Origin of the sequence: Haloferax sp. YSSS75 (assembly GCF_046764215.1) — an archaeon.
Lineage (GTDB): Archaea > Halobacteriota > Halobacteria > Halobacteriales > Haloferacaceae > Haloferax.
Genome location: NZ_CP177206.1, coordinates 428,892 through 441,214, shown reverse-complemented (window position 1 = coordinate 441,214; position 12,323 = coordinate 428,892). Strand labels below are relative to the sequence as shown.

The 12,323-nt window shown below is 62.6% G+C and carries 11 protein-coding genes; 7 read left to right on the top strand and 4 right to left on the bottom strand.

The features are described from left to right. The first annotated feature begins 58 nt into the window (after positions 1-58). The 5 genes from ACK3R5_RS02305 (at position 59) to ACK3R5_RS02285 (ending at position 4,694) form a co-directional block, all read left to right on the top strand. Complete coding sequence (locus tag ACK3R5_RS02305) at positions 59-1,357, top strand: extracellular solute-binding protein (RefSeq protein ID WP_411967938.1); 1,299 nt, start codon at positions 59-61, stop codon at positions 1,355-1,357. Positions 1,358-1,361: 4 nt separating this feature from the next. Then, on the top strand, positions 1,362-2,297 hold the full coding sequence (locus tag ACK3R5_RS02300) for a carbohydrate ABC transporter permease (protein WP_411965437.1): 936 nt from the start codon (positions 1,362-1,364) through the stop codon (positions 2,295-2,297). Continuing rightward, positions 2,294-3,370: a sugar ABC transporter permease gene (locus ACK3R5_RS02295; RefSeq protein WP_411967937.1), complete on the top strand. Its 1,077-nt coding sequence runs from the start codon at positions 2,294-2,296 to the stop codon at positions 3,368-3,370. The genes ACK3R5_RS02300 and ACK3R5_RS02295 overlap by 4 nt, the downstream gene beginning before the upstream one ends. Then, a complete protein-coding gene (locus tag ACK3R5_RS02290) occupies positions 3,339-3,548 on the top strand; it encodes a hypothetical protein (RefSeq protein ID WP_411967936.1) in 210 nt (69 codons plus the stop codon). Before ACK3R5_RS02295 ends, ACK3R5_RS02290 begins: the two co-directional genes overlap by 32 nt. A gap of 555 nt (positions 3,549-4,103) precedes the next feature. Beyond that, on the top strand, positions 4,104-4,694 hold the full coding sequence (locus ACK3R5_RS02285) for a 50S ribosomal protein L15e (RefSeq protein WP_411965435.1): 591 nt from the start codon (positions 4,104-4,106) through the stop codon (positions 4,692-4,694). 198 nt (positions 4,695-4,892) lie between these two features. Here ACK3R5_RS02285 and ACK3R5_RS02280 read toward each other — a convergent pair whose 3' ends face one another. Then, a complete protein-coding gene (locus tag ACK3R5_RS02280) occupies positions 4,893-5,243 on the bottom strand; it encodes a rhodanese-like domain-containing protein (RefSeq protein ID WP_411967935.1) in 351 nt (116 codons plus the stop codon). 125 nt (positions 5,244-5,368) lie between these two features. On the opposite strand from ACK3R5_RS02280, the gene ubaA reads away from it, so the two are divergent. Beyond that, the gene (ubaA, locus tag ACK3R5_RS02275; RefSeq protein WP_411967934.1) at positions 5,369-6,181 is read left to right on the top strand and encodes an SAMP-activating enzyme E1; all 813 of its coding nucleotides are present in this window, start codon (positions 5,369-5,371) and stop codon (positions 6,179-6,181) included. Between the two features lie 69 nt (positions 6,182-6,250). Continuing rightward, positions 6,251-6,478, top strand: coding sequence for a hypothetical protein (locus ACK3R5_RS02270; protein WP_411967932.1), 228 nt, complete (start codon positions 6,251-6,253; stop codon positions 6,476-6,478). A gap of 181 nt (positions 6,479-6,659) precedes the next feature. On the opposite strand, the gene ACK3R5_RS02265 is transcribed toward ACK3R5_RS02270, so the two are convergent. From ACK3R5_RS02265 to ACK3R5_RS02255, 3 genes are all read right to left on the bottom strand, one after another. After that, positions 6,660-8,300, bottom strand: a complete 1,641-nt coding sequence (locus ACK3R5_RS02265; protein WP_411967931.1) for a methyl-accepting chemotaxis protein — start codon at positions 8,298-8,300, stop codon at positions 6,660-6,662. Positions 8,301-8,484: 184 nt separating this feature from the next. Continuing rightward, positions 8,485-10,950: a methyl-accepting chemotaxis protein gene (locus ACK3R5_RS02260; RefSeq protein WP_411967930.1), complete on the bottom strand. Its 2,466-nt coding sequence runs from the start codon at positions 10,948-10,950 to the stop codon at positions 8,485-8,487. Continuing rightward, the gene (locus tag ACK3R5_RS02255; protein ID WP_411967929.1) at positions 10,947-12,191 is read right to left on the bottom strand and encodes an ABC transporter substrate-binding protein; all 1,245 of its coding nucleotides are present in this window, start codon (positions 12,189-12,191) and stop codon (positions 10,947-10,949) included. The genes ACK3R5_RS02260 and ACK3R5_RS02255 overlap by 4 nt, the downstream gene beginning before the upstream one ends. Positions 12,192-12,323: the final 132 nt, after the last annotated feature.

The window sequence follows — 12,323 nt, the reverse complement described above, 5'->3', positions numbered from 1 at the left end:
CGGCATTCCTAACTATTAAATATATGAACACATAGTTCCTCATAGATTCGCAATGCCAATGAACCGCCGCAAAATTCTGAAGCAGCTGGCTGGCACGACGGCCGTCGGGGCACTCGCAGGGTGCGTCGGCGTCTCAGAGACTGACTCGACGTCGACGCCCGAGGAGGGCGGTTCCGACGGGAGTGACGGCTCGGACGGTGGTGAAGAGACGACCCAACAGGAGACGGAGTCGTCCGTCCCCGCCGGGAGTTTCAAACTCTGGCACCAGCGCGCGGAAGCAGAGAAGAAGGCACTCGAACAGAACGCCGAGACGTTCACCTCGGAGACGAAGCACACGGCAGACCCCGCCGAAATCGCCGACCTGCGAAAGAAGACGACGTCGGCCATCCCTGCTGGGCAGGGCGCGGGCATGTTCGACTGGGCACACGACTGGACCGGCGAGTACTACCAGAACGGCTTCCTGTCGGACCAGAGTGAGAGCCTCGACGTGGACCTCTCGGTGTACACCGAACCGGCACAGAAGGCAGTCCAGTTCGACGGCGCGACGCTCGCACTCCCGTATGCAGCAGAGACGGTCGGTCTCATCTACAACAAGGAACTGGTGGACGAACCGCCGGAGACACTCGAAGAGATGAAGGCCATCATGGAGGAGCACCACGACCCAGACAACGGGAAGTACGGCCTCAGCTACCCGCTGAACGCCTACTTCATGAGTGCGTGGGTCCACGCCTACGGTGGCTACTACTTCGACGAGTCGAACGTCGAACTCGGCCTCACCAACGAGGAGACGCTCGACGGCTTCCAACTCGTCCTCGACAGCTTCGTTCCGTACCAGCCGAAAGACACCGGCTACGGCCCGCAGGCGTCCGTCTTCCTCGAAGGCAACGCCCCGTTCGCCATCAACGGTCCGTGGTTCCTCGGTGACGTGAAGTCCAACGACATCGACGCCGGAATCGCACGTCTTCCCTCGCCCGAGGGTGACGCCGAACCCAAACCGTACACGACGGTCAAGCAACTCTACTTCACCACCCGCGTGGACGAAGACGAGGCGAAGGCCGCCGCGACCCGCGCGTTCGCCGAGTGGTACACGACGAGCACGGACGTGCTCTCGAACAACGCAGAAGAGTTCGGCTACATCCCGGTTCTCAAGGAACTCGCAGAAAGCGGTGACCTCCCGCCGGCCGTCGAAGGCTTCTCGAAGAACGTCGCGCTCGGGACGCCGATTCCGTCCCACCCGAAGATGGGCGACGTGTGGGGGCCGCTCGAAGACGCCTTCAACAGCGTGAAGAACGGCGACGCGGAGCTCGAAGCCGCGTTCGAGAAGGCAGAACAGAACATCCGGTCGAACTGGGAGTAAGGAGATGAGCGTCGTCGACAGCGCCGTCGAGCGAGCAAAGGACACGCCAGTAGTGACTAAAGAGGACCTTCCTCTCTTGCTCGTCCTGCCGGGGTTGTTCATCTTCCTCGCGTTCATGCTCTTTCCCATCGCGTACCTGGTCTACCTCTCGTTTACCAACGCAGAGCCGGCCACGCTGTTCCAGGGGAAAGAGCAGTGGGTGGGGCTCGCGAACTACGTAGCGGTCCTCACAGACGGTCAGTTCTGGAACTCGATGTGGGTGACGTGGCTGTTCGTCGGCACCTCTGTCGCGCTCAAGGTGCTCGTCGGCATTGGCGTCGGCCTCGTCGTCACCGGAGCGCGCGTCCGCGGCAAGCGGTTCATGCGGGCGCTCATCATCATCCCGCTGGGCCTACCTGGTATCTTCACGATTACCATCTGGCGCGGCATCTTCAGTTCGGCCGAGTTCGGACTGGCGAATCAGTTCCTCCGGATGGGCGGGTTCGACACCGTCGCGTGGCTCTCGGAACGCTGGATGGCCTTCATCGCCTACAACGTCACCGAGGCGTGGTTGGCCTACCCGTTCATGGTCATCATCACCGTGAGCGCACTGCAGGACGTCTCCGAGGAACTCCACGAAGCGGCGATGATAGACGGTGCGGGGTTCTTCTCCCGGTTTCTGCACGTGACGCTCCCGTCTATCAAGCGTCCGGTGCTGTTCGCGTCCATCCTCACCGCCGCGGCGTCGTTCCAGCAGTTCCTCATTCCGTACGTCTTCAATCAGGGCGGTCCGTCGCGGACGAACGAACTGCTCATCGTCTACGGCTACCGCGAAGCGTTCCGCTTCCAGAAGTACGGTGAGGGGGCGGCAATCATGCTCGTCGCCGTCCTCGTCATCGGGGCGTTCATGATGTTGAACGTCTGGAAAGGCAAACTCGCAGACGGGGTGGACGACGCATGAGCGGCCTCTCCGATATCGTCGACGAGGTGCGAGACGACGTTCGCGCCGTCGCGACGAAACCCGCCGAGGCAATCAAAGATGCGCGGTACACGCTCGAAGGAATCCGCGAGGGGCGTGTCAGCGCCGCGTCCGTCGCGAAGACGGCCGGAATCACCGCAGGCGCAGTCGTCGTCGTCGCACTCCTGTTGTTCCCGCTGTACTGGGTCGCCGTCGGTGCCTTCTCCGGTACCGGCGCGTCGCTGTACTCGTCGAGTGGGATTCGCCTGTGGCCGGCCGACCCGACCATCGAACCCTTCCTGTGGGTCGTCGGTGACCTCATCGTCCCGAGTTACCGGATTACGTTCGGCCTCGGTGGCTACGAACTGTTCGTACAGACGCCGAAACTCGCACTCCTCGACGTGTCGAACTACGGCGTCACCGAGACGTCGAACTTCAAGAAGTTCTTCGTCAACAGTCTCACCGTGGCCATCCCGACGGTGTTGCTCGCGATGAGTCTCATCGTCCCCGGTGCCTACGCACTGTCGCGCCGGAAGTTCATCGGGCGCTCGAAGATTCTCTACGGCTACGTGCTGTTCACGCAAATCGGCGGCGGACTCGGCGTCGCACTGCTCATCGCGCTGTACGCCCTGTTCGTCCAGTACGGGTTCAACGACAACAAACTCGCACTGTCGGCGTACTACGCGGCGACGGCGGTGCCGTTCAACACGTGGCTCCTGAAGACGTACATGGACGGCATCCCCGTCTCCTACGAGGAAGCCGCGATGATAGACGGCGCGCCGTCGTGGAAGATAGTCACCGAGATAATTCTGCCACTCTCGAAGGCGGGACTGGCGACGGTGTTCATCTTCACCTTCCTCACCGGATGGACGGAGTTCGTCGTCGCCCAGACGTTGCTCTCGACGGACAACTACACGCTCCCGGTGGGCCTCTACTCGCTGGTCGGCCGGTACTCCATCCCGTGGGCGCGGTTCTCGGCGTTCGCACTCACGTTCGCCGCACCCATCATGCTCATCTACCTGTTCGCACAGCGCTACATCGAAGGTGGCCTGTCGTTCGGCGGGATGGAAGGCTGAGGGCATCCTGCCGTCACCTCGGCTTTTGTTCTATCGACCCCTTTCAGAAGCACTCGGAACGGTGACGTGCTGTCTGCTTCGGTTGCTCGTGGTCGGCCCAGATGCCGAACGAGGTGACGAGGCAGTACAGCGGTTCAGTGATTCGATTGTCGCTGCCAGCGAACAGCGGACGGTGTGAACGCCACCAGTCTCGCTTGCGCTAGCAGACCCGACAGGAAACGTCTACGAAAAGAAGGCTGGTTATCGCTTCGTCACCACTGATGGCCACCGATATCCAGAATCGCGCCACATCGAACGCACTCGGACACCTGCAGTGGGTCAGAGGACGCGTTGCTCACCAAGACGTCCACTGGGTCAGAAGAGTCGGTACACCGCTTACAGCCGGCCAGTCGATTGATTGTCATTACGTCAAACATTCTCCGAGTCGTGGATAGTGCACTCTAGAACAGACTCGTGTCGTGAGTTGAAGAAATGCGCCCGGTCCAATGCAATAGTACGTCAGATGAGAGGATAACCATTGCTAGGACGTGTCAATTCCTGCTCTCGTTTACGTCCCATGCGAAGAGGCCGCACACTCGCTCTCAATCCGAAGTTCTTAACCCTCACCCAAAGGTAGATTCGGCAACTCGCTGGCACGCGGGCCCGCCAGTGGGCACCCGTCACGAACGGGACGAAATGTGGCCAAGGGGAAGATACCCCGACGCTGAATCGCAAGCGCCCGCGGTGATATACAATGGCACGAAGCTTCTATTCCCACATCAAGGAAGCGTGGAAGAAACCGAAGGAAGGCAAACTGGCCGAACTCCAGTGGCAGCGCAAACAGGAGTGGCGCAAGCAGGGCGCTATCGAGCGCATCGAGCGTCCGACCCGTCTCGACAAGGCGCGTGAACTCGGCTACAAGGCCAAGCAGGGCATCGTCGTGGTCCGCGTCTCCGTCCGTAAGGGTGGCGCACGCAAGCAGCGACACAAGGCTGGCCGCCGTTCGAAGCGCCAGGGTGTCAACCGCATCGGTCGCCGCAAGTCCATCCCGCGCATCGCGGAGGAACGCGCCTCGCGCAAGTACCCCAACATGCGTGTGCTGAACTCCTACGGCGTCGGGCAGGACGGCTCCCAGAAGTGGCAGGAAGTCATCCTCGTCGACCCCGAACACCCCGCAATCCAGAACGACGACGACCTCAACTGGATCTGTGACGACGCCCACGACGGCCGCGCCTTCCGCGGTCTGACCAACGCGGGCAAGAAGAACCGCGGCCTCCAGAACCGTGGCAAGGGTACGGAACACATCCGTCCCTCCATCGGTGCCGGCCGCCGCCGCGGCAAGTAACGTCCCGCACACCGCACAACCTTCTCTCGTTTATCGACCATCGAGCGACAGCGCTTTCCAGCGGGTTGCGTACAGTCCTGCGCCGACGAGGCACGGCCCGACGAGTGCGACGCCGACGGTAACGCGAGGACGAAAACAGGGAGCAATCCGGCGGGAAGAACCATTCGCCGGGGACCGACGCGAGACTTGGAGGGGTTGTCAGAATGGAGCAGACGGGCCGGCGTCGGATTCGGATTCAGTCCCGCGTTCGACGTCGCCGTTCCACCCCTCGAACCCACCGCGAAGACTCGTCACGTCGGCACCGACGTTCTCGTCTAAGATGTCCGCGACGCGGCGCGAACTCTCACCGACGTAACAGGAGACGACGACTTCGCCGGGCCACTCTCTGTCGAAAATCTCCGGGCCGAGCGTCGAAGACGGGAGGTTCTCGGACCCGGGGATGTGTCCCGACGCGTACGACGACGGGTCTCTGATATCGACGATAGCCACGTCGCACTCCTCGTCGGCCAGTTTCTCGCGTAGTTCGTCCGGCGTCGTCTCGACGACCATATCGAGGGAGGAGTACCGAAGCGGGAAGTGTGCGTCGCTTTCGAGATTCGAACCACGACGACGGGTGGTCGCCTCCCTGACCGCTGTGCCGCGGGTTTATTCGGCACCGACGCTAACGTCGGGATATGACACTCTCACTCGACGCCACCCAACTCGACCGGTATTCGAGACACATCATCATGGACGAGGTTGGCCCGGAGGGCCAAGAGCGGTTGCTCTCCTCGCGCGTCGTCGTCGTCGGTGCGGGTGGCCTCGGGTCGCCGGTCATCCAGTATCTCGCCGCCGTCGGTGTGGGCGAACTCGTCGTCGTCGACGACGACGTCGTCGAACGGAGCAATCTCCAGCGGCAGGTCATCCACCACGACGAAGACGTCGGCGTCCCCAAAGCCGAGAGTGCCGCCGACTTCGTCAACAACCTCAATCCGGACGTACAGGTCGAACCAGTCCAGACACGCGTCGACAAGTCGAACGTCCACGAACTCCTCGACGGTGCCGACGTGGTTGTCGACGCCTCGGACAACTTCCCGACGCGGTATCTCCTCAACGACGTCTGTCGGTTCGAAGGAATCCCGCTCGTCCACGGCGCTATCTACAAGTTCGAGGGACAGGTGACGGTGCTCCTCCCGGACGGGCCGTGTTACCGCTGTCTGTTCCCCGAAGCGCCCGAACCGGGGACTGTCCCCGACTGTGCGACGACGGGTGTCATCGGCGTCCTCCCCGGAACAGTCGGGTGTATTCAGGCCACGGAAGCGGTGAAAGTCCTCCTCGACGTGGGTGACGTACTCGATGGACGACTCATGTTCTACGACGCGATGGATATGACGTTCGAGACGGTGCCGTACCGACAGAACCCCGAGTGTCCCGTCTGCGGTGAGGGTGGCGTCGACTCCATCTCGGATATCGACTACGTCGAGAGTTGCGCCATCAGCATCGAGTGACGCGGTGCGATAGAACCGGTCTTCGAAGACGCACAAAGCGTTTCACACCGGCTACCGATGTGTCTACGTATGAACAAGACGGTGTGGACACCCCTCAAGGGGATTGCCTTGCTCATCGCTGTCTTTCTCGCGTTCTACCCAGTCGTCCTCGTCGTACAACTGTTCACGGGGACAGTCACCGAGTCTATCGGTCAGATTGCCGCCCTGCTCGTGCTCTCGCTTCTCACGTGGGCGTGGCTAGTCCGACTCTACCGGAACACCGAGTTCGGCCGCGTCGGGATGGTCGAGTCCGAATAAGTGACCGTTCGGTGAGAGAAGACCGTGTGCGAAGCGACGAGTGACGCGTCGAATCGAATCCGTACCGTCGAGCGAACTTCTGAGAATATAGTTCGTACGTTCGAGAAATTATTCAGAGATAATCTATCGAACGTGCACGTGGTATTTGTTACCGCGTGTCGGAGGGGTGGAGACTGAGCGGTTACTGGCCGAACTGGAATCCGCCGTCGGTCCGGGCGTCGTCGTCCGCCGATTCGCCGCCGTCGGTCGCCGCGTTGGCCTGAGTGAGTCGCTGGACTTCGTCTACTGCACTGGCGTCGCCACCGACGAGTTCGTCCACCTGCCCGGCGAGTTCGTCGAGGGCGATAGTCTGTTCGGACGTCGCGTCGGTGATGTCCGTCGTCGCCTCTTCGGCCGAACGGGCGTGTTCCTGTGCGATTTGAATCGTCGTCGTGACTTCCTCGATGTTCGTCGCCTGCGAGTCGGTTGCACGCGCGACTTCCGTGATGCCGTTCGCCGCCGAGTCTGCCGCGTTGGCGATTTCGTTCAGTGACGCGAGGACGTCCGAAATCTCGCCGGAGGCGACCTGAATCTGCTCGTGAGACTGCTCGGACGCCATCACCGTCTCGTCTGCCTGTTCTTGAATCTCGTCGATGCTGTCGGCAATCTCCTCTGTGTGTTCGTGCGTCTGGTTGGCGAGTTGTTTGACTTCGTTGGCGACGACGGAGAATCCCTCGCCTGCCTCGCCCGCCCGTGCCGCCTCGATGTTCGCGTTGAGGGCCAGCAGGTTCGTTCGGTCTGCGACTTCCGCGATGACCTCGACCACTTCTTCGATGGCACCCATCCGCTGTTGGAGTTCCATCACGCTGTCGAGCAACTCGTCTGAGATGTCGATGACGTGGTCGGTGGCCGTCCGGATACTCTGACCCGCTTCACGGCCGTTCTCTGCGGCAGTCCGCGCCTGGTCCGCCGCCGACGCGACTTCGTCGGACGTGGCCGCAATCTCCTCCATGCTGGCCGAGAGGTCCTGCATCTCTTCGGAGCCTTTCGAGAGCAACTCGGCCTGCTCTGTGACCTGCTCTTCTATGTCTTCGGCCGAAGTCGCCGCCCGCTGGACTGCGTTGCCGAGGTCCGCCGTCGTGCCATCCACCTCGCTCGCGAGACGTTCGAACCGAGCGGCCATCCGGTTGAGGTCGGAGACGACCTGCATCGTCTCCTCGTCGAGGACGTCGCGGTGGTCTTCGAACGCTGCCCGCGTCGAGAGGTCACCGTTCGTCAGGCCGCTTATCGTCCGCGATAGTTCCTCGACGAGTTCCTCCGACGCCTGCTGTTTGTTCACGACGTCGGTCCGGTCGTGGACCGTCTCCACGACGCCGACGACGTCGTCGCCTTCGAAAATCGGCTGGGCGGTGAAGGCGATGTGTCTGTCGGCACCCTTCCGGTCGGTCATCACACTCGTGTCGCGGTAGAGGTATCTCACCGGGTCGACGAGCTCCAGTCCGTGTTTCTCTGCGGCGGTTCGCGGCGATTCGAGTACCTTGTCTGCGAGCGTCTTCGCGCGCCGCCCGTCGGGGTAGAACAGTTCGCTCACGTGCTCCGACCCGAGTGCGTCCTCCGCTGGTGCGCCCGTCAGTTCTGTAATCGGCGCGTTCCACGCGACGACCCGGTGGTCTGCACCGAGGACGAACACGGGCGTCCCGACGCCGTCGAGCAAGTCACCACGTCCAAGTTGCCGTGCTGCAGCAGCAACTGTCGCACTGTCGTCCGTCTGTACGCCCCCGTCTGCACGTGCCCGAGCCCCGGCCCCCGGAACCAGCGCCGCAAGTCGCGAAAGCAGGTCCATGTGTCCGTGTGTCGAACAAGGTGGACATAACCCTACTGCCTAGATTATCACAGGTGATATTCACAGACGGGCGGTAGAACTCTCCTGTGTAGTAAATACCAGAAATATACCAGAATTGGTCACACCGAGTCGACGTTCGAACCCAGTCGACACGAGACGAGTGACTCGTCCCCCAGTCGCTCGGTTACGAGTCGTCCGACTCGACGTCGGCACCGCCGTCGGTGGCCGGCGAATCGACGACTCGGGGGGCCGATTCGTTCGTCTCGTTCGTCTCGAACCGGGCACTATCGGCAGTGTCGGTGTCGACGGCCATCGTCCGGTCGGTATCGACGGTGAACTCGGAGACGAGCGACATCAGTCGCTCAGACTGCGAAGCGAGGCGGTCGGCACCGCTGGACACCTCGCCGAGCGACGCGGTCTGTTCTTCGGTGGCGGCAGCGACAGACTCCGCACGTTTCGCCGTCTCTTCGCTGATGTCTGCCGCGCGGTCCATCATCGACGCGACTTCTTCGGTCGATGCGGCTTGCTCGTCCGTCGTTCGGCTAATCTCGTCGACGCCCTGATTCGTCTCGCGGACGTTTTCGACGATGACGTCGAGCGACTCGTGTGCGTCTTCGACCGCTTCGACACCGGATTCGACGGCGTCGCGCGTCTCGCGCATCTCGGAGACTGACGCTTCGGTCTTCGACTGCACGCCGTCGATAGTGTCGGCAATCTCTTCGGCGGACGCTTTGGTCTCTCCGGCGAGTTCCTTCACCTCGTTTGCGACGACGGAGAAGCCTTCACCCGCCTCACCCGCCCGTGCCGCCTCGATGTTCGCGTTGAGGGCGAGAATGTTGGTCTGCTCGGCGATGTCGGTGATGAGTTCGACGATGTCCCCGATTTCCTCCATGTCGGCTTCCAGTTCCTCGATACGTTCGGCCGTCTGTTCGGTCTGTGATTCGACCTGTTCGATGGTGTCGATGGCGTTGGTCGCAGCACTGCGCCCATCTTCACTCGCTTCGAGCGTGTGCGTCGCCGTCCCTTCGAGTTCGCTCGCCGACGACGCCACTTCTTCGATGGTCGCCGAGAGGTTGCTCGTCTCGCTCGTCGTCTGGTGGATGCGCTCTTGTTGCTCGTGAGCGCCATCGGCCATCGCCTGCGAGGACTCGCTGACCTGTCGGCTAGCACGTTCTATCTCCTGTGCGCTCGCGGTCACCTCTTCGGACGCCGCGGCGACTGTCTCCGCGAACGACGCGACTTCGGCAATCGTCGCCTCCAGCGCGTCGGCCATCTCGTTGTACGACCGTGCCATCTCGTTCATCGCCTCGTTGTCGGCGTCTTCCGACATCCGGTTCGTGAGGTCACCGTCCGCCGCCGACGCCATGACGGAACTGAACGCTTCGGCCTTCGATTCGAGTTCGCTGATGAGCGCTTCCAGGTCGTCGTGGGTACGGCCCATCGCCGCGCCGAACGACCCCGGAACCGACTCGTCGAGCACCGGGTCGTCGAACTCCTTGTCCGCGAGTGCTTCGGCCTGTCCGGCCACCGTCGTGAGATACGACTGTACCGCGGCGAACGAGTCGTAGAGACGACCCACCTCGTCGATGCGAGTCGTACTCGGCACGTCGGCGTCGACTTCACCGGCAGCGATTTCGTCTGCACTCCGCGCCACGACGGCGAGCGACCGGGCGGTTCCGCGACCCATCGTCGCGCCGACGAGGAACAGTGCACCGACGGCGAACGCCAACAGGAGCGCGACGTTTCGCGTCACCTGCGACTGGAGCGCGAAGGCACGGTCCGCCGGGACGTGATAAGTGAGCACCCAGTCGGTGCCGGTAATCGGCGCGTAGGCCATCGCGTACTCGCCTCGTTCCATCCCTGTGCGTGCGGAGACGACGTCGTACCCGCTGTGTCCGGCGAGGCCCTCGTCGATTGCGGCGACGCCCGACCCGTCGAGGGCGGTGTACTGTTCGAGGAGCGACGATTTCCGGTTGTCGAGGAGAATCGTCCCGTCGGACGAGACGACTTTCACGTCGCCCGTCGCGAACGGGGACGAGAACTCGTGAGAGCGCGCCTCGATAGAGGCCGTCAGGACGACGAACCCACCCGTCTCCGAGACGGGTGAGACGAACGCGACGACGGGTTCGCCACCTGTGTCGTACGGTGCCGACGTGGCGGCAGACCCGGCGGTACCGAACTCGTCGGCACGGCCTGCCCACGGCGCGTCGAGCGAGTCGAGGGATTTGCCGGTCATCCCGTCTGTCGTACTGGCGACGACGAATCCGGCATCCGCGTCGACGTAGTGGAGCGACCGAACGTCTCCCGGCAGTTCGATGAGTTTCTGTTCGAGCCATCGCTCGTGTTCGGCCGCCGACGTGGTCAACGGTCGTTCGCCGAGCGCCTCCGCGAGGAACGCCACGGACGACTCCTTCGCGGCGGTCCAGTCGGCAACCGACTTCGCTTGCGACTCCGCGATGCCGCGAATCTCCTCTTGGGTCTGGGTTTCGACGAGTGACTTCGTGTCGAAGTGGATGAACGCACCCGCGGCGACCATGACGAGGGCGATAGCGAGGAGGACGACGGCGAACTTCGCCGCGTACCGGCGACGAATCACGTCGGGGACGAGTCGTCCCAGTGCGGCACGCACCGACGAGAGCGGCGAACTCATCGGTCACCTCCGTTCTGGAAGAACTGGCGCTGTAAGAGCTCTAACTGCTCGGCGCGGCCGCTCGAGACGTGTTCGACGATGTACGAACTCAGCGGTTCGAGTGCGTCCGTCAGGTCCACCCCGCTCGCCGCACCTTGATAGTTCAGTTCTCGGCCGGCGTCGACGAGCGACCGAACCCGGTCGAACTCACCGACAGCGACTGTGTGGCCGGAACCGCCCGAGACTGACTGAATCGAGTCGGCGATGGCAGGGCCACTGACCGTCCCCGCCTTCTCGGCCGCCGCCGCCATGAGGAACATCGCGTCGTAGGCGTTCGCCGCGTAGGGTGCCAACGGGGCGATATCCGAGAGGCGTCGCGAGAGGCGGAAGTAGCCCTCCGTCTGCACCGACGAGAGCGACGCGCTGTAGAATCCTTCGTACGAAGAGGGAACGTCGTTCCCGAACATGCCGGCGGAGAAAACCCACGGCGCGTGATAGTCCGAGGCGGCGTAGGCGTCGAGAACGCCGTGTTCCTGTCCGGGGACGCTGACGAATCCGACTGCGTCCGGCGAGTCGGCGAAGACAGTCTCGATGGTCCCCTCGAAGGAGTCCGCCGAGGGGTCGTATCCGACGTTCGCGACGACGTCGGCGTCGAGATTGGCTTCGATTTCGGCGGCGAGGTCAGAGCCGAACGCGTTGTCGACGGCGAGGAGCGACACCGTCTCGGCACCGGCGTACTGCAACGAGTCGAGAATCTTCGCCATCGCAATCGCCTGCAGGATGTCGCTCGGCACAGTCCGGCCGAAGAACTTCCGGCCGTTCGTCCGTCCGGCATCCGTGAGTTGCGGATTCGTACTCGCCGGACTGACTTCCATGACACCGTCTTCGGCCGCCTTCGGGGCGAGTGCCAGCGACGCGTCGCTGACGAGGCCACCGACGAATCCGACGGTACCTGCGTCGACGAGCGAGCGGTAGCCTTCGAGGGCGACGTCGGGACTCGCCTCGCTGTCGAGTGCGGTCAACTCGACTGGCCGGCCACGAATCCCACCGGCGCGGTTGACGTCGGCGACTGCTTGTTCGACAGCGCGCTTTCCGTGCGTACCGACCTGTTCGAGGGGACCACTCAGGGGCAATATCGCTCCAAAGCGAACCGGTTGTGCGTTCTCAGCGTCGAGCGTTCCGAGACACCCCGAGAGTGTCCCGACTCCTACGGCACCGCCGGCAGCGCGGAGAAACCCTCGTCTCGTATCGGAGTGAGTCACGATTCGACCGAGAGAACTCCGATATATAATCTTGGGCCGCTAGTTATCAAACGTAATATTTTGTGGCGCATTAGTGTGTTTTCTCCAGAATTGGCGGTATTTGGTAACAGAAACCACGCATGTCACTCACTG